This is a genomic window from Bacillus sp. GW821-FHT11D08 (assembly GCF_058808515.1).
The window spans coordinates 88,768-110,344 of sequence record NZ_JBXARS010000008.1; the positions used below are offsets into that span (position 1 = coordinate 88,768).

Here is a 21,577-nt window from a genome sequence, read left to right on the forward strand (position 1 = left end):
TTCACCAATTTGACTGATTGATTCTGTCTATCTATTGATTTCTCTGATAAAATAAAACTTATAATATTTAACATAATTATAAATTTGAACCATCAGGGAGGAAGAAACATGAAAAAGAGACTCGTTATGCTATTCGCGGCGGCCGCCGCTGTTTTGTTGCTTGTGAGCGGGTTGTGGGCTCCATCAGCGTCTGCGGCGCCGGCTCCTGCTTTAACACAAATCCGTATTATCGGTGTGACGTCTGACGGTCAGAATTACCAATGGGAAAATATCGGGCCGAACCAAATCAGCGCATCAAAACCGATGAAGGGGACAACGGGTTATTTAGCCGTATATTTCCAAGGGTATCCGAACAATAATACGATCCAGGCGTTTAACAACGGAACGAATATTACAAATCTTACGTCAAAAGCGCTGGAAGATGAATATACAAAAAACGGCAATATCGTTACAGGCTATATTAAATATTACAGCGTTCCTCTTTCTTATGTCAGTTCAGGAACGTTCTCTTTCTCCGCAACGGGGCTGAACGGGCCGTACACGCCGTTAAGCAGCGGATTTTTCTCCATTCAGGTACAGAGTTAAAACAGCCGCCCGGTGCTTTCATGTATAGTTTTTCTCTCTTTCCGGGAAGCTATTCCTAAAGAAAAGGGAGGGCTTACATGATGGACAGGACACTCGGATATTTGCGCGAGTCGCTTTCGAACCACTTGGAGCATGATGTGTGCCGAGGGATTTATAAAAAGCTTCAGGTGAAGCATTATGCAAATGAGGGCGAGTTTGTGAAAGATCTAAATGATTTGGAAATGGATGCGCTGAATCAGGTGCTTGAAAAGGAAATCAAATATGCTGAGAACGAGCAGGATGAGAAGCGCACGATGGAATTGAATGAAGTATATGAGCTCCTGTTTTAAAAAGCCTCCCGGCGGTCGGGAGGCTTTTTATTGTTTCAGAAACAGTTTACAGAATCATCCAACCCTTTGTATAATGGATAGTTGTGAAAAACACAGACGGAGGAGAAACATGAACGAATTAAAAAAACAGACGGTTCTTGAGTTGTCATCGGTTGAAAAAGCTTTGGTTTTTCTGGTGCCACCATTATTGGGGCTGGTCATCGGATGGTTTCTGCCGGTCATTGCGAAGTGGGCCGTAACATTGGATTGGCTGCCTGTTATCGGGCCGCTGGAAATGATCGCTTCTTTTCACGGATGGAAGGCTGCGGCTGTCATCGCCGTTATCGGCTTAATCGGGGGAGTGTGGCTGACGCGGACTGTTTTTAAAGAATGTCTTACGGCGGTCGTGACGGACAGCGAGGTGTCCTTAACCATATATAATGAAGAAAGCGTGTTTTCGAAAGACAGCATTTCCGGTGTGTTTACGGATGAGAAGCATCTTGTCTTATTAGGCACTGAAGGACAGGAGCTTTTTCGGGAGAAGCTTGAGCCGGCGGTTGAAAAAGCGGCTGATGCGTTTCGCGCGCATGGGTATGTCTGGCTGGGGACGGAAGATCCTTTTAAAGAAGAATACAAACGGTGGGTGCCGGACACGCCGGATTTGGAGCCAGGGGCAAATGCTCTTTTAAAAGCGAGAGAAAAGGCGCTGAAAGAGGAGGAAAAGGCTGATGCGAAAGAACTGAAAGCGGAAATATCCAAACTGGGCATTACCGTGCGGGATAAAGGCTCGCGCCAATATTGGCGGTTCTATCAAACGCCGTCTGCATAAAAAAGCTGCCGCCGTTTGATACGGCCGGGCAGCCCGGGAACAGATTATTTCTTCTTGTCATCATAATATTGAACCGGGTACATGGAGCCTTCGGATACCATTTTGTTATCTTCAATATCTTCGGGATGCGGGTTGCCTGCTTTGTTGACGGGGAATGATTCAATATCCTGCTTCCCGGAGAGCGATGTTTTCATATTGCGGATAAAGTTCATCACCTTTTGGCGGTTTGATTTATCTTTGAGCAGGTAGGAAGTCACTCCGACAGTCGACACGGCAAGTCCTGAAATGAGCAGTTTTTGTTTCACGATAAAAACTCCTTTCTATTTCTGGCTTGCAGTAGTTATTCCCGCTTAACGGCTGTTTAAACATCGGAAGGGTAATTTTGGCTTTCTGCTTTAATGCGATAAAGATTGACAAAACTATTTTCAGAATAATATTATAAATATATGATAGCGCTGGAGTCATATTTTAATTGAAAGGTGTTAACTTTATGAATCAATTACATCGCAGAATGGGAACGTTTGCACTCATGATGGTCGGACTTGGGTCGATGATTGGCTCCGGCTGGTTATTCGGGGCGTGGCGGGCGGCTCAGATTGCGGGACCTGCCGCAATTATTTCCTGGATTATCGGTATGATCGTTATTTTGTTTATCGCACTTTCTTACAGTGAATTGGGTTCAATGTTCCCGGAAGCCGGGGGAATGGTAAAATATACTCAATATTCTCATGGATCATTTATTGGATTTATCGCAGGATGGGCAAACTGGATTGCGATTGTTTCCGTTATTCCGGTGGAAGCGGTTGCGTCTGTTCAATACATGAGCTCATGGCCGTGGGAATGGGCAAAATGGACAAGCAATCTCGTTCACAACGGCACTCTTACGGGAGAGGGGCTCGGCTTCGCATCCGTATTACTGATTGTTTACTTTTTACTGAATTATTGGACAGTTAACTTATTTTCAAAAGCGAATTCATTGATTACCATCTTTAAAATTATTATTCCGGGGCTGACAATCGGAGCGCTGCTGTTTACCGGTTTTCACGGCGGAAACTTCACATCCGGTTCAAGCATTGCGCCGAACGGCTGGGCGAGCGTGCTGACGGCGGTGGCCACATCAGGTATCGTATTTGCGTTTAACGGGTTTCAAAGCCCGATTAACATGGCCGGAGAAGCAAAAAATCCCGGCAAATCGATTCCGATTGCGGTTGTCGGTTCGCTGCTGGTCGCAACCGTCATTTACGTCCTATTGCAAATCGCATTTATCGGTGCGGTTGAACCTTCCATGATTGTTCACGGCTGGAGTCACCTGAACTTCAACTCTCCATTTGCCGATTTGGCGATCGCATTGAATATCAACTGGCTTGTCATTATTCTTTATGCGGATGCGTTCGTATCTCCGTCAGGAACGGGTATCACATATACCGCCACGACGTCACGCATGATTTACGGCATGGAAAAAAATAAATATATGCCGAGCATTTTCGGAAAGCTTCATCCGCTGTACGGCGTGCCGCGCCAAGCGATGATTTTCAACCTGATCGTATCGTTTATCTTTCTGTTTTTATTCAGAGGATGGGGCGTGCTTGCTGAAATCATTTCCGTTGCGACGCTGATTTCTTATATCACGGGTCCCGTGACGGTGATGACGCTGCGGCGGACGGCGGCGGATTTGTACAGGCCTCTCCGTCTGAAAGGTCTCAGCGTGGTGGCACCGCTCGGCTTCGTGTTCGCGTCTCTCGTGCTGTATTGGGCGCGCTGGCCGTTAACAGGGCAGGTGCTGTTTATCATTTTGATCGGCCTTCCGATTTATTTCTACTACCAAGCGAAAGCGAAGTGGAAAGGATTCCGCAGAAACTTTAAAGGCGGCGTCTGGATGGTTGTCTATCTGCTCAGCATGATGGTCATTTCATGGCTCGGAAGTGAAAAATTCGGCGGTCTGAACATCATTCCGTACGGCTGGGATATGGGGCTGATCGCAATCGTTGCCCTTGCCTTCTATGCGTGGGCCCTGAAGAGCGGATTCAAGACTGAGTATTTGAAAGACGCCAAAGCAATCAACGATCAATTAAAAGGCGGACAGGCGGAAGCCGCTGCCGGAAAAGAATAATGATTGATAAAAACCTTGCGGTAACGTTCCCGCAAGGTTTTTTGATCGGGCAAAAAAACATGGGTTCGATACAGACGTGACGATGAATGAGAAAGCCTAACGACAGGCAACCACGGACAGTATTCTTTTTTTCTCATGATTTCTCCGCCTTATCAATAACTGTCTTCCATATTAAACAATGAATGTAAAAGATATGTTGGGCAACTTCTTTCTTCTCCGTAACTTCATCCGTTTTCCTTTACTCCAAGTCAAAGTTTTTGAGACAAGACAAATAATTAACCGCAGAGAAAATACAGTACGTAAGTCGTGTTTACAATAAATGTATAATCAATTAAAAAATAGGAGAATAAATAGTTGGAGGTAATAAGTATGAAAATGCGAAAATTTTTTGCAACATTATGCATCGTTACTCCCTTAGTATTTGGAGGTTTTACGAGTGTTAAGGCTGTAGACTCGTATAATTCAGAAACAGTAAACTACATATTGAAAATGAATCCGAATCTGTCGAAAAAAGAATTAATTGAATCTGTTAATGATCTAGTTAAACAAGATAATAAAACATCTAATGAGATCTTAGAGGAAATTAAAACTGAATTAAAGAAGCAAGAAAAGCTAGATAAAGAAGAAGATAAAAGTAATAGAATGAGCACAATGGGCAAGAATAGCGGGCCGAAAATTATAGGATCAAGCTCTAAAGGTAATGTTTACTATACACCTGCATCTACTTTTGGGCTTCCGCATGGACATGTCGGTATGTACTATAAGGGAAATCAAATTGTCGAATCGGTCCCTAAAAAAGGTGTTCGTGCAATAGCTTCCTCGAAACGTAAGGTCGAAAAAAATGCTGTAATTCAAAATGTGAAAGTTTCTAGTTCTAAAAAAAATAATTCAGTAAATTGGGGTTACAGCAGGGTTGGGAAGGATGGTTATTCATATAATTTTGCAACAAATAGAAAATCGAGTCATTATGGTGATAAAAACTGTTCAAAACTATTATGGTCAGCTTTTAAGCTAAAGGCTGGTATAGATATGGATAAAGATAAAGGTCTGGGTGTCTATCCAAGAGACATCAGAGATTCCAATTATACAAAAACTATTAAAACATTTTGATGAATTATTTTCACTCCCTAAGTTTATTTAGGGAGTCATATTATTTTAAGGAGTGAGATTATATTTGAACAAGATTAAGTGGCTTATTATAATTGGGGTCATAGTATTTATTGGTATATTTATATGTATCGGAACATTTAAATATACTAATTCAGTTTCTGATGTTAAACAAACTGAAACAGAAAAAGAAAAGAATTTCTTGAATGATAAAATTGCAGCTATATATTATTCAGCAACAATAGATTACCCTAAAGATGGGAGTTACACTGTATATATTGATGAAAAAGGAGCAGCAACAGCTGTAAAAGGAGATGCTATTGAGGTTGGAACCATTGCACAAGATGAAAAAAACATAGTTAGACAGGACAAAAAAGAAGTATATATGATAGGCGATAGCTTTAAGAAATTCCCGATGCAACATCAAGTACATACAAGTTATGGGCAGTCATCGGGCCATTTAATAAAAGGAAATATCCTTTATTTTTTGAATAATCAAGAAGTCGGTAAAAACCATTATAATAGCTTAATCAGATGGGGTAACAGCAATGGATTTCATGAAAAAATTATTCCGGGTTTCTATACAAGTACCGGTAATGACGGTGAATATATTTACGTGATAAATGAAGATTCTTCAATCAAAACACCGACTTTCCAGGATGTTAAAATAGATAAAGATAAAGTTACAGTAGGGAAAGGAACAACAATTCCTATATTAAATGAAGAAAATTGGAGTGTTTATTCACAGATAATAGTTAAAAAAAGCTCAGCCTTTTTTATACTATATAACCAAACGGATAAATCAAACAAAGTACAATTCAAAGTAGCAGAAATTGATTTAAAGCATAATAAGTTTAAAGGGGCATATCCTTTAGGCAGTTATAATATCCCTGATGAAATTTCTCAACTGGCAATTCCTCTTTCCACTAATAACTTTTTTGTGAAAAATGACACTTTATATCATTTGGCAGCTAATTCAATACTTTATACTTTTGATCTGAAAAGTATGAAGCCGAAGAAAAAACTCCCATTACATAGATCAACAAAATTTGAAAACCAAGCAAAATTCACTTATTTTGATGAGTCTGAAATTTTCTTGTTAGAAATAAGCAAGGGTGGGAAATATGTGATTAATTCTTACTCTTATAAAAACGGAAAAAAATTAAAATCTACTCCTATCAGAGGACTTGAAAAAATTATTAACAACACCCATGTTTCTGAATATGACTTTTTTATGATTAAGAAAAACAAAGAAGTATGGGGTGATTAGATATAAATGGCTAGACAGCTGAGTGAGTATACTTAAGGGGAAATTAAATTCACAAAGGAGAATAATAATGGATGAGCTAGATCTTGCTTTTGGTATTTTACCACTTTCTATTATCGTCTTATCGATTATATTCACTTATATTTTCAAAAAAGTGTATATAATGCCGCTTGTCAGTATAGTTGTTTCAGTCATATTAATGTTCACTGTTTTTAATCTATCCTTCTGGGGATGGGTTGTTGTCTATGGTTTAGTATCACTTGTATTATCGTCTATTACAAATAGTATAAGAAAGAAAATAGATAATAGAAATAAATAATTATATTCCTTTGTTTAAAAAGGTATCACAAGTAATTCATCATTACAGTGATACCTTTTTACAATTAAGGTGAGTCTCAGCCTTTTAATAACATGCTCCGCCCGCTACATAACCCATGATGGCGTTTGCATTATCGGGCAAAAAACATGGGCTCGGCATCATCTCCGAACCCATGTGGCTTTATGATTTGTATTCTTTTTTAACCTTTTGGAATATATCCGCATAGTTGGTAAACACACCGGTTACGCCCCAATTCAGCAGACGGCGCATGTCCGCCTCGCTGTTTACGGTGTAAGGATGAAGCAGAAGGCCGTGGCTGCGAATGTTTCGGACATTTTGAGCGTTCAGCGCTTTGTAATCCGGTCCGATACCGACGGCATATGTTTTAATGTCCGTTAAATCTGCGTCAGTCATTGACGTCATCTGTTCCGCTTCAAGCAATTGGACAGCGGGAAGTTTCGGATCGAGCTGTTTGATTTTCAGAAGGCTGTCCCTGCTGAAAGACTGAATGATAACTTGTCCAAGTTTCGCATGCTTACCTGCCAATTTGTATTTTTTCAGTGAAGCGATCAGTTTTTCTTCCATACCCGGATATGTTTCGGGCGCCTTTGTTTCAATATAATAGTTTGCATGTCTGCCGAACCGTTTTAACACGTCATCAAGTGTGGGAACGCGAAGTCCGGCGTATTGCGGTTTTGCTTTTTCCGGATAGGCCTTATTGAACCAAGAGCCGGCGTCGAGCTTTTGAATCTCGGCTAATGTATGATCCTTCACCCAGCCTTGTCCGTTTGTGGTGCGGTCCAGTTTTTCATCATGCATGACGATCAGCTTGCCGTCTTTTGTCATTTGTAAATCCAGCTCAATATAGTCAGCCTTCATTTTTTGCGCAGTTTCATAAGAAAGGATCGTGTGCTCCGGGACATATCCCGAAGCACCGCGATGGGCAATGGTCAAAATTCTGTCAGGAGACAAGAGGTTTCCTTTTCCTGCCGCTGATACAGGCGTGACGATGAATGACAATAAACCGAATGAAAGCAATACCAAAGCAAACAATTTATGTTTCCGCATGTTTTCTTCCCCCTTAAAAATCAATATCTGTCTCTAGTGTAGAAAATCGTTGTAAATGCTGTACTGCAAAAATATTAATCTTTTATGTTGTTTTCTTACACATGCTCCGCCCGCTTGCCCGTATTCCACGTCATAGCCAAGAAGACGATGGACAGCACGCATGAGGAGATAAGCATGATAAAGCCGCCGTTCCAGTCAAAGCGGTCTACGACATAACCCATGATGGCGTTGGCGAAAGCAGAGCCTCCGATGTAGCCGAAAAACCCGGTTAAGCCGGCTGCCGTTCCCGCCGCTTTTTTAGGCGCAAGGTCAATGGCCTGAAGCCCGATCAGCATGACAGGTCCATAGATTAAGAACCCAATGCTGATCAGCGCGATATTATCGATGAGCGGATGACCGGCAGGGTTAAGCCAGTAGACCAATACAGCGATAAATACGCCGGCCATGAACAGTACGCCTGCCGGCGCGCGGCGGCTTTTGAAAAACCGGTCGCTGATCCAGCCGCACAAAATCGTTCCCGGAATTCCCGCATATTCATAAAGGAAATAAGACCATCTGGAATCTTCAGGAGAGAACCCTTTCGCTTCCGTCAAATAAGTCGGCGCCCAGTCAACGACACCGTACCGCACGAAATAAACAAAGACATTGGCAAATGCGATATACCACAGAAACTTATTATTCAGCACGTATTTGAAAAGAATTTCTTTGGTCGTCATCTCTTTTTCCTGGTCTTTGAACGCATGCTTCGGATAGTCATTCCGGTATTCTTCAATCGGCGGAAGCCCGCAGGATTGCGGCGTGTCCCGAACGAGAAGAACAATCACAAATGAAATGACGATGGCGATAATCGCCGGAAAGAAAAACACGCTTTTCCAAGTAACAAACATGGCGATGCCGAGAGTCACGAGCGGGGCGAGAATACCTCCGCCTATGTTATGGGCGACATTCCATATCGACATTTTCGTTCCGCGTTCACTGATGGAAAACCAATGAGCCATCGTCCGTCCGCAAGGCGGCCAGCCCATTCCTTGAAACCATCCGTTAATAAACATAAAAATAAACATAATCGTCACGCTTGACGTGACCCACGGCATGGAAACAAATAAAATGTTTACGACACCTGACAAAAACAGACCTGTCGCAAGGAAATATCTCGGGTTGCAGCGGTCAGACACCATCCCCATAATAAATTTACTGAAGCCGTAAGCGATTGATACGGCCGCAAGCACCAAGCCAAGTTCCCCTTTTGAAAACCCTTGTTCCTGAAAATAAGGAATAGCGAAGGCAAAGTTTTTGCGAAGCAAATAATACCCGGCATACCCGATGAAAATCCCCAAAAATACTTGCAGCCTGAGCCGTTTATAGGCCGCATCCGTCTTTGAATCATCCAATCTCTCAATATGCGGAGCCGGCTTAAACAATTGAAACATCATATCCTCCCCTTTGCTGAACGTCTATCATGATGTATGTATGACTCCTTTCCTTGAAAATGACAAAAAGAACCAGAAATCACCCTTGTGAAAGGGCGGGGTTTCCTGGTTCTCCTCATCTCCATCCAAAAATCATTAACTTGTGTATGATAGCGCTTTCTTAAATTATCACAGTCTGACGTGAATGTAAACGCTTTAAGGAAAGTTTTCATTTTTTTGAATAAATAACCGGAGGGAAAATCAGCCGGAGCGCGAAAGATTTGAAGTACTCGATTTTGTACTCAGGCATAAGATGTGTTAGGCCGGACTAAGAAAAGCGAAGGGAGTGCATCTGTTGATTGATGAATTGGATTTTGCGTTCGGTGTTCTGCCGCTTTGTATCATCATCTTGTCAGTCGCCGGAACGTACCTGTTTAAAAACGCGTTCATTATGCCGGCTGCCGCTTTGGCCGTTTGCCTTATATGCACCTTTACCGTATTGAATTTCTCGTTTATCGGGTGGGCCGTTGTGTATACGCTTGTCTCTTTCGCGTTATCGCATATTACGATGGTGGTGATCAGCCAAAATAAAAAATAGGATCGGCGGCAGCCGATCCAGCTATCATAAGCAGAGATGCGCTCTCTGCTTTGTTTTATTTATGAATGTGCAGGAATTCCTTGATGACCGCGGTCTGTTCTTCTTTTGGATAGCTTCTGTACAGATGGCTGGTTAAGCGGACGGGGTCACCGAAGAAGTACCGCTCATATTGTGTCTGTCTTGTTCCGAAGGGGCTCATGGTCAAATCCCATGCGAGGCGGAACACTTTTACCCGGTCCTCAGCGTTCAATTCGGCCGCCTGCAAATATTGGTCAAGGTCTCCTCTGATGTCAGAACGGAACGCTTTTTCAGTCGGCAAAGTCACCATTCCGCTTGCCCCGATCAGCTGAATGATTTCCGTAAAGCGCGGGTAGATGTCGGGAAAAATCGCGCTGACCACACGAAGCGGAGTGACACTCGGACGCATATAACCCCATTCATCTGTTTCCGCATCATTCTCCGACTTTTCCAAAAGGGCTTTCATCGTTTCCAGACCGGTGATGATTTCAGCCATCTTAGCCTGAATATGCTGATATTCGCCCACATCTATCGCTTCGACAAGCGTTTGGGCGAGGCCCAGGAGAAACTCCGTCTTTACAATTTGTCTCGTGATGACTTGATGAAATGAGAAGGCGTTAAAAGAGCTTTTCATATTAAAATCAAAAGCCGCCTCGTAATTATTATAAAAAAATACGCGTTCCCAAGGGACCAAAACGTGATCAAATACAACGATAGAATCCATTTCTTCATATCTTGAGCTGAGCGGATAATCAAACGATGATTTTCCGAGTACGAAAGATTCCCTGCAGATGAATTTTACTCCCTTTGTATTGGAAGGGATTGAAAAAGCGAACGCTTCATCCGATTCAAAATACATTTTAGGCAGAGAAACCACGAGCACTTCATCCGTCAGGCCGCCTTGTGTGGCTAAAATCCGGGCGCCGTGTATGATGAGGCCTTTTTCATTTTTATCGACGACTTTTGCCGAGATAGGTGTCGGCGATACGTTTACACCCATTTGTGAACGATTCACCTGAGGGGTGATAAACGTGTGCGTAAAAGAAAGATCCTGTGCAGCAGCGCGTTCGTACAGCGCTTGAACATGTTCCGGAAAACAATGATCGCGGTCTTTCAAAAGCGCGGCGGAGGAGGCGAAGCTCATCAGCACGGTATTCATATAATCCGGGCTTCGTCCCATCATTCCGTGCGTGTGTCTGGCCCAATGTTCGAACATGTTTCTTCTTCTTTTTACGTCTTCTTTCGTTTTCGGCTGCAGGTATGAAAGCCCGGCCCGTTCTTTTTTACCGGGAAGACTGTAAGTCATTTGATCTTTCATGTCCGGTTTCGTTTGCAAATCATAAAGAGAGCGCTTCGTTTCCAGAAGGCCCTTAAATGCGGGATGTTCAGAAATCTGTCCCTCGATCTTTTCACCATCGAGCCAAATCTCATTTCCAAGCTGATTTAATCGGTCAATGAACATTTTGCCATTAATGATACCCATCATGTCGCCCTTCTTTCTTTGCAGATCCACTACCTCATTATATTGAAAACGAAATTGGGTGTTCCGGTTATTTCCAAAGGGGAAGGGCCTTTTTTGATAAGGGGGGTGAAGGGATTGCATAATAAAAAAACCCCTTAAGCAGAGGGGTTTTTAACTGATCATGTCTTTGTATCGTTGTTCGAGGACGAAGTCTATCATTCCGGTGATACGGGTGTTTTCAGATTTTTGTCTGAAACGGTCAGACACTTGGATTTTTCTTGAAAACGGAAATACAGCAATAACCCAAACAAGGCCGGCCAGGCCGAAAACCATCTGCAGAGCCATTTCAATCAAATCATTAAAATGAGTGCTGAAAAAAAAGATATATAACGTGATGAATGTGACTGTACATACGATTTTGACAGTATGTTGGAAGGTGAGGGGCGGTTCAGTGAAACACATTTTCATTTGATTCAGTGTGAGCGAATCTTGTTTCATTAAGTATGTAAGCAGTTCTTCGTCATTTTGACTTCGCGGAATCAAATCGGTTTCTATTTTTTGAACGGTGTCCTTGTATGTCTGCATATCAATCTTCATGCGAATCCTCCTTTAGAAATAACTCCAAGAATACTCATTGAGCATTCCTGGAGCAAGGAGCTGCCTGTTCAATTATAGAAATAGTGATAAAACCGTGCTGAACAAGGCTGCAGCTCCTCCTAATTCAGGTGCTAAAACGACTAAAGCACCGATCCCTACAATAACAATAATTCCTGCGCCTGCAATAGCCATGGTATTCACGACAGAATCCCAATCCGGGGAGTACACCTCTTCGGAATCCGGCAACCTGAAGCTCTTTTGTTTTATTTTAAATGTAATGGTAGTTGTTAGTCCAGTTGTAGCACTGTCACCGACCGGAATATCAGGTGTATAAATTTTAAATTGAATATTCAGCGATCCTGCAGCCGGATTGACATACACTTCTAAATAACCGTTGCGGACTGACAAGCTCAGACTGTTAAGCAGGTTTTGATAGGAATCAATTTGTGATGCTGTAAAAGAGACTTGTGAATCTCCCATCAGACCGGTAATATAGGCTCCCGGTTTGCCATTTGTAATGGTAACTGTGTTGGGAGAACCTTCGCTTGGCACTGTTGCCAAAAGTGAAGTAGATAAAAGAATATCCATTTCAGGTGATGCATAAATGGTTTCTGTCTTGTCGAATTCAAACATGGCATTCGCAAGATTCGATATATTTTCTAAAGCAGGAATGGTTGTTAAAATATCCGTCAGTGTGCGCAGTCTTGCATCATACACAGGATCAGAAGGCGGATGGACGCTGCTTGCACCCGAGTCTTTCCCGGAGTATCCGTCTTTGTCAATGGCGACTTTTCCCGCTCCGCTTCCGATTGATCCTTCATAAAATTGATCAAAAGCCCAGTTTTTCGGCATCGGGTATCCGAGGTTGCCGCTGAATCCGGTCGACATGTTAGCCGTAAAGCTATATTTGGTCAGACCTGCTTCTGACGTCCGGATACAAATGTTTCTCGGTCCGTATACGCCGATTTCATATTTCGGCGCAGTTGAGAACGCCTGCATTTTCATAAAAGCTGACTTGATTTCTTGAAAGTAAGGGATGATTTTATCCGTGACTTCATAATCATACGCATCGAAATCGACCGCAAAGTAAATGGTCGTTCCTGACGGAAAACCTAATCTTCGGGCGGCTGATGCAGCGCTGTACGCATCTCTCGTTCCTTGGTCTTTTACAAAATAAGAAGATTCATAGCCGCCGTCCTGATAAATCGGAAACACGCTTAAGCCGGCATTGAAAATCGCGGAAAGTTCTTTTGACGTCAACGCTTTCGATGTCAGTCCGCTGCTTGTCCGCACATTCCCGGTCAGATATCTTCCCACGATCTTATAGCCATTCTCACGCAAAGTTTTAGCTGTATCTGCCGTCAAAATGGCAGCGGTGTCACAAGCTGAAGCAGCCCGTGTTGTGTCGCCTGAGCTTGATAATAAAGCTTTAATCGTCGGCATGTCCGCATAACCGGTCTGCGGCAGGCACATAAACTTTTGGAAAGCTTTCACTGCCGATACAACGCCGACGCCGTATTTTCCGTCGAATTCACCGGGGTCAAATGATTTCCCATTACAGTAAAGCGCGTATTGAACAATCAAAACAAAGCCTGTCCGTGAATCGCCGGGAGTCAAGGTAGGACATAAGCTGGTCGTTCCGTTTCCGAAAAATCCATTGGCGACGCTTGTGCTCATGCCTTCTTCTTTTTGCAGGGCATAAATGAGAGCCTTGTTTGTATCGCGGGCATATAAGCCGTCACAAGGCATCAAGCCGATGTAGTCATTGTAATCCCGGTTCAGGTTCTGCTGGATTTGGCGGATTTTTTTGTCGCCTCCCGCTACTAACCGAAAAGCGCTCATATCCAGCAAGGCTTTCATAATGAGTGCCGTGACGATGCCGTCTTGCTTAGTGAGCCCGGCCGCTTTTTGAAACTCTTTTACAGCGCTTTCGGTATTTTCATAGAAAACGCCTGAAAATCCGCCGGGGTTAAAACCTTTACACCACAGCGCCCCCTGCAGAATGTAATTCATGTTTGTCGGCTTAGAATCGGGAGCCTGCTTTTTCAACGGCTTAAACAATCTTTGTGTCGTCGGTCCGAAGTTATCGGCAGGTTCTGAAATACCAAGCTCAATTTGAAGCGCCCGTGTCAGACCGTAAATGGTATCCCAGCCCGTTTTTCCGTTTTCTGGCACTTTGTTGTACCCGTGTCTGCCTTTGTACGTCTCATTCAGCCATTGTTGTGTTTCCAGGACCATTTCGTCCATTGCAATCCCTCCATTATGTGTATTGTGCGTTCATTCATAGGTGGCAAACGTATGACAGTTTGTCATGGGTGCAGGGGTTTATCCAAGGAGCGCCCCATCACGGCAGCAGAACAAACGCCGAAAGAGAGGCATTGATAGGAAAAGACCTCGCTATGACAATTGATACAAAAACAACAAAATGAATAGCGGTTTAAAGTAACTTTATCACTTAATCAAAAATGACAAGAATCATAAGTAGTAGTCATATAGTCATTTTAAGGGCTGTTCACATCTCTTCCTGCGGTCAAAATGGTTAGTTGGACGGATTTATGATTGGCTATATTGTCATTAACATAAATAGGGTAAATAGTTACAGGAAGGAAGGATTTTCTCGATGAAAAGCAAAAAGATTTTTAAGTCGCTCATCATTATTTTTACTCTTTTAATCAGCGGAATTGGTTTTATGGGTTTTTCTTCTCCGCAAAAAGCAGAGGCTAAAGACTGGCTTCATACTTATAAAAGCGGGTATTTCACTAACTATGTGATCAATACATATCACCCTAAATTCACTAAAACGACAAAAAAGTACACCTTGAGAGCCGTGACTTTTAAATCCAACAGTAAAGGGAAGGGCACGTATAAAATATACGTCCAAAAGCAAGTCAACGGCAAAGGTGCCTGGAAAACAATCAAAACCGCCAATGCAAAGAAAAATGGTACGACTTATTTTGAAACACCTTCGTTAAAAAAAGGGGATTCATACAGATTTAAAATGGTCAATCAGGGTTCGAAAAAACGTGTCAATTATAGTGCAAGATGGATTGTATTCGCTTCATAATGCTGATCTTCCGGTCTATAAAGTTTTAGCTGCTGCAGCTGCGGCAGCTTTTTATTTTGTCCGGAGCTCAACCGCCAGGGAGCCTGCACCTGTCTCTTCGGGCGTACGTTTGTATTTCACCGCATCATTCTGGATTATGCGGAAAGGTACATCGCTTCAATGATAAGCCAATCCCGGGTTCTTTTGATTCGTTTGAAAATGTTCTGATATAAAAAAGGCGTGCCGCGGTGTAAAATGGCTATATTGATAAATATGGAGGTTGAGATGGATCAAGATTATATGACTGAGCTTGTCTCAGTCCAGCTGAAGAAAATCCGGTCGGAGAGAGGCTACACACAGGAGAAAATGGCGGATGTGATCGGCCTTTCTAAAAAGTCGCTGGTGCAGATTGAGAAAGGGCGGGCGCTTGCGGAATGGCCGCATGTTGTGGCGGTTTGCGCGCTTTTCAGATCAAGTGAAACACTGCAATCCGTATTAGGAGATGATCCGCTGGAGGTCATTGAAACGGTTGCTCACCGCACAATTGACAGGCCGAAGGGGAAGACGATGGGCGGCAAGGTGTGGTGGAAAGCCATCGAGAAAAAAGGCGAGTTCCGCTTGCAGCAGCATTTGATTTCCCACCATTACCGCATCCTTGATTCTTATGATGATCTGTGGTTCAGCAGTTTTGAAAAGGCAGAGGCTTTGGAGCGGCTTGATGAGCTGTTTTTGGAGGCGGAAGAAGCGAAGCGCTAAGCACCTCCGGTTGATGTATTTTCTGACAAGTGGGAAAATATATATAAATTCCAGCCAAAGGAGAGATTCGAATGAAGCCTGAAGATATCGTCCGAAGCGGCCCGAATCAGTACATATGCAAGGAAGGAATCGCAAAAGAACTTCCGGGGCTGCTGGAGACATTCAGAAAACCCGTTATTGTGACCGGAATCAAATCCTATCAGGCGTTCTCCGATTACGGCGGCGGTTCTTCCTGGGATGTGATTCAGCATAAAGGATACTGTTCACCTGAGGCGGTGCGTAAGGTCTGTGAGCAGGCGGAAGACGCGGATGTGATCATCGGTATCGGAGGCGGCACGATATTGGATTTGGCAAAAGCGGCGGCAGACCGGCTTGATATTGAAGCTGTGATGGTTCCTTCCATTGCGGGGACGTGTGCGGCAAGTACGCCGTTGAGTGTCATATATGATGAGAGCGGCAATTTTATCAGAGTTGATTATCATAAGCGTTCAAGCTATTTGACGCTTGTTGATCCGCTGTTTTTGCTTTCCTCTCCCATTGAATATATGAAAAGCGGGATCGGTGATACGCTGGCGAAATGGTATGAGGCCGAGGCGGTCATCAGAAATACGGAGGAGGCGGCGCCGCTGATGGCGCAGGCGGGGCTGAGACAGGCGGAATATATCCGTAATCTGTTATTGCGTTACAGTGAAGCGGCCGTCGGAAGCATGGAGAAAGGCGAGCTGTCCGTGCCGTTCATCCATACGGCGGAAACGATCATTATGCTTGCGGGGACGGTCGGCGGGTATGGCGGCCGTTTGTGCAGGATGGCAGGGGCGCATGCGGTCCACAACGGACTCAGTTTTCTTCAGGAGACACATCAGGTGCTGCATGGCCAGAAGGTTGCTTACGGCATATTGGTGCAGCTCGCGCTTGAGAATCGAAGACCTGAGATTGAAGAGCTGCTTCCGTTTTACCGCCGGCTCGGTTTCCCCGTCAGTCTCTGTGATCTCGGCATCCTTGACAACCATGAGGAAGCCAAGCGCCGCATTGCTTCTCACGCCTGCCGGGCGGAAGAATCGTTATGCTTAATGGGGCAATATCGCGAGAAGGACGTGTCAGCTGCGATTGAATCGCTCGAATCAGCGCAAAAGACAGGATAGAGCTTGTTATCTATCTTGTCTTTATTTTTTGAATATTTCCGTTATAATGAGTGGGGTATAGAAAGGGAGGGCCAAAGGACATGTATCAGGCGAAGAAGATGTTGTTATTAGGATCAGGCGAGCTGGGGAAAGAAGTCGTCATTGAAGCGCAGCGGCTCGGGGTTGTCACTGTAGCCGTTGACAGCTATGAGCATGCTCCCGCCATGCAGGCCGCGCACAAAAGCTATGTGATTGATATGCTTGATAAAGCGCAGGTCAGAGAAGTCATTGAGAAAGAAAAACCGGACTTGATCGTGCCGGAAGTGGAAGCCATTGCGACGGATGAGCTGCTGAAGCTTGAGGAAGAAGGTTTTCACGTCATTCCGAATGCGCGTGCGGCAAAGCTGACGATGGACCGTGAAGGCATCAGACGGCTTGCGGCAGAGACGCTTCATCTTCCGACTGCCGGCTATGAATTCGCGAATACATATGAAGAATTTAAAGAAGCGGCGGAAACAATCGGCTTTCCGTGCGTGGTAAAACCGCTGATGAGCTCTTCCGGAAAAGGGCAAAGCGTGTGCCGCTCGGCTTCCGGGCTGAAAAGCTGCTGGGACATGGCGATGGAAGGCGGCCGGGTGAAAAACGGCCGGGTCATCGTTGAGGAATTCATTCCGTTTGAATCAGAAATCACTCTTCTGACAGTGCGCGCGGCGAACGGTACGTCCTTTTGCGCGCCGATCGGACATGAACAAAAAGACGGTGACTATATTGAATCATGGCAGCCTCATCATATGACGGAACAGCAGATCAAAGAGGCGAAACACATTGCGAAAAGCATAACGGACGAGCTCGGCGGATACGGTTTGTTCGGGGTGGAGCTTTTCCTTACTGAAGATAAAGTATATTTCAGCGAGGTGTCTCCCCGTCCGCATGATACGGGGCTCGTTACGCTTGTAACGCAAAATTTGTCAGAGTTTGCGCTGCATGTCCGCGCGGTATTGGGATTCCCGATTCCGGAAATCACTCAGCTGTCGCCGGGGGCAAGCCGTCCGCTGAAGGCGCCAAAAGAGCTTGCTGATTATGCGGTTGAAGGTTTGGAGAAGGCTTTGGGGGTAAAAAGCACTCAGGTCCGCGTATTCGGTAAACCCGTCACGAAAGTTGGACGCCGTATGGCGGTTGCGCTTTCTGCAGCTGAGACCGTTGAAGAAGCCAGAGAAAGAGCGGCCGAAGCACTCAGTCATTTATCAATTACATAAAATGATCTTAAAAGGCGTTTTTACCGTAATGGTAAGGCGCCTTTTTTGTTTGGCAGACTATATACTGGAAAACGGGGTTGTGAGATAATGTATGAGGCCGTTTTGTGCCGGCTTTTTAATTCATGAAACTTTTTATGTCCGCAATCGTTATATGTAATGTTCTCATTTCACGGAGAAGGAAATAACAATACATCATACGGCTTTTCATTCATCAAGAACGGACAATCCGGATCGCGGCATGGAATATTTAAGCAGGGTAATCCGGAATAGAGGAATCCATGATTGCTTACCTTAATATGAACGGCGAAAAAACAAAAATCACCAGATTAGATTGTTCAAATAACACCAAATGCTGTATAATAAAAGAATTTGAATGATAGCATTGAAAGAATTTCATTTTATGTTTCCGTAAAATGGAGCCTTTATGCATACGCAGTCCGATTTGATATGGTTTTAATTGGGGGTTTGTGTAAACTGTGAATTATATACCTAGTATGATTACAATTGGAAATTTTATTTGCGGGCTCTTATCGATTCATTCCCTTTTGTATCATAATATACACTCTGCGGTGATCTTTATTTTCACCGGGATGTTTCTTGATTTCTTTGACGGTTTGGCCGCCCGTAAGCTGAACGCGGTATCGGAGATGGGAAGGGAGCTTGACTCTTTTGCTGATCTCGTGACGTTCGGCGTGGCGCCGTCCATGCTCGCTTACAGTGTTTCACTATATACGATTCCGTTCATCGGAATTTTAATCGCGCTTTCCTACAGTATCTGCGGGATGATCCGTCTTTCCAGATTTAATATTGAACAAAGCAAGCTGCCGACGTTTATCGGGATGCCGATTCCGTTTGCGGGTATGTGTCTTGTCATTTTGAGCTTTATCAATAACGCTTTTCTTCTGGGGGCGGGAACGATCGCGCTCGGTTATTTAATGGTCAGCAACATTAAATTTCCGCACTTTAAAAAACAGGCGCCTGAAAACCTGGAGAGCAGAAGATGGAATTAGTTCAGCAATTAATATCCGATTACGGATATATCGCGATTTTTCTTATGCTGACACTCGGTATTATCGGATTGCCTATTCCGGATGAAGTCATGATGACGCTTGTGGGCTACTTCGCTCATTTAAACGTGCTGAATTACGGGCTCTCCATTCTGATCAGCTTTATCGGAGCGCTCCTTGGGATGATTATCAGCTACTTCATCGGCAGAAAAGCCGGCCGGCCGTTTATTAATAAGTTCGGGAAATGGGTCGGCCTGAAGGAAAAGAGGATGGAGAAAGTAGACAGGTGGATGAAGAAGTACGGGCCGTACACCATTATTTTAGGTTATTTCATCCCCGGCATCAGACACGTGACCTGCTACTTTTCCGGAATCGGCAGAATGGAATTCAAAACCTACTTATGCTTCGCCGCCATCGGAGCGTTTTTATGGTGTTTTATTTTTATTACTATAGGAAAATTCATAGGAGTAATCAATGTTTAATACTGCCGCTAAAGTTCTTTACCGTTCATTGATTGAACTGACTAATAATCGATTGACGTCTTATCTCATTAAAAACTTCTGTGAATCGAAACTGAGCAAGCCGATGATTCCGCTGTTTTCCAAACACTATCGCATCAACTGGAATGAAACGGAACGCACGGCTTCTGACTTTGATTCATTGGCGTCATTTTTCATTCGTGATATTAATTTAAATCTCCGCCCCGTGGCAAAAGAGAAGAACGCCATCGTCAGCCCGGTGGACGGTGTCGTTCAGACGGTTGGCATGATTAAACCCAATCAAACTTTCATGGTAAAAGGGAAGGATTATTCGTTCGCCGAACTGACGGGGTTTAAAAGCGCCGATCACAAGTATAACGGCGGGTGTTTTGCCGTGCTTTACCTGAGCCCGAGACATTACCACCGCTTCCATTCTCCTGTCAGCTGCACGTATCAGAAGCTGGCCGAGCTGGGGAAACGCTCCTATCCCGTTAATACGATGGGGTTAAAGTACGGGAAAGACGTGCTCTCAAAAAATTACCGTTATGTGTACGAGCTGACCCGTGCTGACCAGCAGATGCTCATGATTCCGGTAGGTGCGATGAATATTAACTCGATCGTTCAGACAAACACCGGAAACAGGCTTGAGACGGGGGAAGAGCTGGGCTATTTTTCATTTGGATCGACCGTTATTTTAGTATTCGAGAAAGATATGTTTACCCCTTCGGATAACCTGACTGAAGGCCGTGAATTACAGGTCGGTCAGATCATCGGTTATGCGGAGTCACAGGAGGAGGCGTCCGCTTTATAAAAGCTGCTCCTCTTTTTTATATGGTGTAAGGAAGTGAACATTATGGAAGAAAAGGATTTGGCAAAGCTGATAGAACAGTACCAGCATACAGGGGATCAGCAAATTCTTGAAGCCGTGCGGGACGCATGCCGGCCTGTCGTTGAGGCGCTCATCTCAGAACTGGCTGAAGACAGCGCCGATCTTTTGCGGGCAAAAGGCCGTGACCGTTTTCCGTTTATTATCGGCAAGTATCAGACCGCGGCCGGCCTTTCGCTTGAGACCTTTTTGCGCAATACGTATCGGTTTTATTTTCAGCAGGTTTTAAAAGGCGAAGCGTGACTGGAAGAAAGAGTACGGACGGAAATGTTCATCTTTCGCCCGTTTTCCTGTATGATATAGTAGAGTGTGCGATCATTAATATAATTGAACAGGGTGTATAAATCATGGAAAAACAATATAGAGTTTTACTTTATTATAAATATGTAAAGATTGATGAGCCTGAGGAGTTCACGGCTCAGCATTTGAAGTTTTGTAAGGAGCTCGGTCTGTTAGGCCGTATTTTGATTTCTGAGGAAGGCATTAACGGTACGGTGTCCGGAACGGTTGAACAGACGGATCAATACATGAATGCACTGAAAGCTGATCCGCGCTTTGCCGACATGCCGATCAAAATTGACGAGGCTGACGGACATGCATTCCGCAAAATGTTTGTGCGCCATAAAAAAGAATTGGTGACGCTTCGTCTCGAAGATGATGTTGATCCGAATGTCACGACGGGCAAGCATTTGAAACCGAAAGACTTTTATGAGCAAATGCAGGATCCTGACACGATCGTGATCGACGCCAGAAACGACTATGAGTATGACCTCGGTCATTTCCGCGGAGCGGTCAGACCTGATATTGAGGCGTTCCGTGAGCTGCCGGACTGGATTGAAGAGCACAAAGACATGCTTGAAGGCAAAAAAATCCTCACGTACTGCACAGGCGGCGTACGCTGTGAAAAATTTTCCGGCTGGCTGCTGAAGAAGGGCTTTGAAGACGTGTCCCAGCTTGACGGCGGTATCGTCACTTACGGTAAAGATCCTGAAGTGAAAGGGCAACTGTGGGACGGACAGTGCTACGTGTTTGACGAAAGAATCAGCGTACCGGTCAACCGCGTAGAGCACGTTATCATCGGAAAAGACTATTTCACGGGCGAGCCGTGCGAGCGTTATGTGAACTGCGCAAATCCGGCATGTAATAAAAAAATGATCTGCACACCTGAGAATGAATACAAATACATGCGCAGCTGCAGTCACGAATGCCGTACGAACGAACGCAACATGTATGTGAAAGAGCACGAAATGACTCAGGAAGAAATCAATGAACGCCTTGCTTTGATTGAGAAAGAGGATCATGCGGCGATTGATTAATAGAAAAGACCACCAATAAGGTGGTCTTTTTTGTGT

General features: G+C 44.2%; 23 protein-coding genes. 17 read left to right on the forward strand and 6 right to left on the reverse strand.

All coding sequences use genetic code 11. The annotated features are described in order from the left end of the window. Positions 1-108 precede the first annotated feature (108 nt). The 3 genes from AC1RRX_RS15840 (at position 109) to AC1RRX_RS15850 (ending at position 1,722) form a co-directional block, all read left to right on the forward strand. On the forward strand, positions 109-585 hold the full coding sequence (locus AC1RRX_RS15840; RefSeq protein WP_033575116.1) for a DUF4879 domain-containing protein: 477 nt from the start codon (positions 109-111) through the stop codon (positions 583-585). Positions 586-665: 80 nt separating this feature from the next. Continuing rightward, on the forward strand, positions 666-914 hold the full coding sequence (locus tag AC1RRX_RS15845) for a sigma-G-dependent sporulation-specific acid-soluble spore protein CsgA (protein ID WP_007408989.1): 249 nt from the start codon (positions 666-668) through the stop codon (positions 912-914). A gap of 109 nt (positions 915-1,023) precedes the next feature. Further along, positions 1,024-1,722: a YqeB family protein gene (locus AC1RRX_RS15850; protein WP_033575117.1), complete on the forward strand. Its 699-nt coding sequence runs from the start codon at positions 1,024-1,026 to the stop codon at positions 1,720-1,722. A gap of 44 nt (positions 1,723-1,766) precedes the next feature. On the opposite strand, the gene AC1RRX_RS15855 is transcribed toward AC1RRX_RS15850, so the two are convergent. After that, positions 1,767-2,027, reverse strand: a complete 261-nt coding sequence (locus tag AC1RRX_RS15855) for a YbyB family protein (RefSeq protein ID WP_003156732.1) — start codon at positions 2,025-2,027, stop codon at positions 1,767-1,769. A gap of 185 nt (positions 2,028-2,212) precedes the next feature. Here AC1RRX_RS15855 and aimA point away from each other — a divergent pair, with 185 nt between their 5' ends. The 4 genes from aimA to AC1RRX_RS15875 all read left to right on the forward strand — a co-directional run bounded on the left by aimA (position 2,213) and on the right by AC1RRX_RS15875 (position 6,525). Continuing rightward, positions 2,213-3,832 carry a glutamate/serine transporter AimA gene (gene aimA / locus AC1RRX_RS15860; protein ID WP_144464838.1) on the forward strand — a complete coding sequence of 540 codons (1,620 nt, stop codon included), beginning with the start codon at positions 2,213-2,215 and terminating at the stop codon, positions 3,830-3,832. Between the two features lie 369 nt (positions 3,833-4,201). Then, complete coding sequence (locus AC1RRX_RS15865; protein ID WP_038456822.1) at positions 4,202-4,942, forward strand: hypothetical protein; 741 nt, start codon at positions 4,202-4,204, stop codon at positions 4,940-4,942. A 64-nt stretch (positions 4,943-5,006) separates the two neighbouring features. Continuing rightward, on the forward strand, positions 5,007-6,209 hold the full coding sequence (locus AC1RRX_RS15870; RefSeq protein ID WP_144464840.1) for a YycP family beta-propeller protein: 1,203 nt from the start codon (positions 5,007-5,009) through the stop codon (positions 6,207-6,209). A 67-nt stretch (positions 6,210-6,276) separates the two neighbouring features. Next, positions 6,277-6,525 (forward strand): DUF2651 family protein, encoded by a 249-nt coding sequence (locus AC1RRX_RS15875; RefSeq protein WP_014720665.1) that lies wholly within the window; start codon positions 6,277-6,279, stop codon positions 6,523-6,525. Between the two features lie 180 nt (positions 6,526-6,705). Here AC1RRX_RS15875 and AC1RRX_RS15880 read toward each other — a convergent pair whose 3' ends face one another. Together AC1RRX_RS15880 and glpT are read right to left on the reverse strand one after the other, a co-directional pair. Next, complete coding sequence (locus tag AC1RRX_RS15880) at positions 6,706-7,593, reverse strand: glycerophosphodiester phosphodiesterase (protein WP_007408993.1); 888 nt, start codon at positions 7,591-7,593, stop codon at positions 6,706-6,708. A gap of 95 nt (positions 7,594-7,688) precedes the next feature. Then, positions 7,689-9,023: a glycerol-3-phosphate transporter gene (gene glpT, locus AC1RRX_RS15885; RefSeq protein ID WP_003156725.1), complete on the reverse strand. Its 1,335-nt coding sequence runs from the start codon at positions 9,021-9,023 to the stop codon at positions 7,689-7,691. Positions 9,024-9,357: 334 nt separating this feature from the next. Here glpT and AC1RRX_RS15890 point away from each other — a divergent pair, with 334 nt between their 5' ends. Continuing rightward, a complete protein-coding gene (locus AC1RRX_RS15890; protein ID WP_007408994.1) occupies positions 9,358-9,600 on the forward strand; it encodes a DUF2651 family protein in 243 nt (80 codons plus the stop codon). 55 nt (positions 9,601-9,655) lie between these two features. On the opposite strand, the gene hpaB is transcribed toward AC1RRX_RS15890, so the two are convergent. The 3 genes from hpaB to AC1RRX_RS15905 form a co-directional block, all read right to left on the reverse strand. Beyond that, positions 9,656-11,101: a 4-hydroxyphenylacetate 3-monooxygenase, oxygenase component gene (hpaB, locus tag AC1RRX_RS15895; RefSeq protein ID WP_144464842.1), complete on the reverse strand. Its 1,446-nt coding sequence runs from the start codon at positions 11,099-11,101 to the stop codon at positions 9,656-9,658. 150 nt (positions 11,102-11,251) lie between these two features. Beyond that, complete coding sequence (locus tag AC1RRX_RS15900) at positions 11,252-11,677, reverse strand: hypothetical protein (RefSeq protein WP_033575121.1); 426 nt, start codon at positions 11,675-11,677, stop codon at positions 11,252-11,254. Between the two features lie 72 nt (positions 11,678-11,749). Further along, positions 11,750-13,924, reverse strand: a complete 2,175-nt coding sequence (locus tag AC1RRX_RS15905; RefSeq protein ID WP_020955257.1) for a glycoside hydrolase domain-containing protein — start codon at positions 13,922-13,924, stop codon at positions 11,750-11,752. 373 nt (positions 13,925-14,297) lie between these two features. On the opposite strand from AC1RRX_RS15905, the gene AC1RRX_RS15910 reads away from it, so the two are divergent. From AC1RRX_RS15910 to trhO, 9 genes are all read left to right on the forward strand, one after another. Continuing rightward, on the forward strand, positions 14,298-14,741 hold the full coding sequence (locus tag AC1RRX_RS15910; RefSeq protein ID WP_007408999.1) for a Ser-Thr-rich GPI-anchored membrane family protein: 444 nt from the start codon (positions 14,298-14,300) through the stop codon (positions 14,739-14,741). A gap of 264 nt (positions 14,742-15,005) precedes the next feature. Further along, complete coding sequence (locus AC1RRX_RS15915; RefSeq protein ID WP_003156718.1) at positions 15,006-15,476, forward strand: helix-turn-helix transcriptional regulator; 471 nt, start codon at positions 15,006-15,008, stop codon at positions 15,474-15,476. Positions 15,477-15,547: 71 nt separating this feature from the next. Continuing rightward, entirely contained in the window at positions 15,548-16,618 is a 1,071-nt protein-coding gene (locus tag AC1RRX_RS15920; protein WP_007409000.1) for an iron-containing alcohol dehydrogenase family protein, read from the forward strand. A gap of 80 nt (positions 16,619-16,698) precedes the next feature. Beyond that, complete coding sequence (gene purT / locus AC1RRX_RS15925) at positions 16,699-17,853, forward strand: phosphoribosylglycinamide formyltransferase 2 (RefSeq protein ID WP_032870218.1); 1,155 nt, start codon at positions 16,699-16,701, stop codon at positions 17,851-17,853. Positions 17,854-18,329: 476 nt separating this feature from the next. Beyond that, complete coding sequence (pssA, locus tag AC1RRX_RS15930) at positions 18,330-18,863, forward strand: CDP-diacylglycerol--serine O-phosphatidyltransferase (protein WP_007409002.1); 534 nt, start codon at positions 18,330-18,332, stop codon at positions 18,861-18,863. Further along, on the forward strand, positions 18,854-19,342 hold the full coding sequence (locus tag AC1RRX_RS15935; protein ID WP_003156711.1) for a DedA family protein: 489 nt from the start codon (positions 18,854-18,856) through the stop codon (positions 19,340-19,342). The genes pssA and AC1RRX_RS15935 overlap by 10 nt, the downstream gene beginning before the upstream one ends. Then, positions 19,335-20,150, forward strand: coding sequence for a phosphatidylserine decarboxylase (locus AC1RRX_RS15940; protein ID WP_007409003.1), 816 nt, complete (start codon positions 19,335-19,337; stop codon positions 20,148-20,150). The genes AC1RRX_RS15935 and AC1RRX_RS15940 overlap by 8 nt, the downstream gene beginning before the upstream one ends. A 42-nt stretch (positions 20,151-20,192) precedes the next feature. Then, the gene (locus tag AC1RRX_RS15945) at positions 20,193-20,468 is read left to right on the forward strand and encodes a hypothetical protein (protein WP_007409004.1); all 276 of its coding nucleotides are present in this window, start codon (positions 20,193-20,195) and stop codon (positions 20,466-20,468) included. Positions 20,469-20,572: 104 nt separating this feature from the next. Next, positions 20,573-21,541 carry an oxygen-dependent tRNA uridine(34) hydroxylase TrhO gene (gene trhO, locus AC1RRX_RS15950; RefSeq protein ID WP_031378711.1) on the forward strand — a complete coding sequence of 323 codons (969 nt, stop codon included), beginning with the start codon at positions 20,573-20,575 and terminating at the stop codon, positions 21,539-21,541. Positions 21,542-21,577 lie beyond the last annotated feature (36 nt).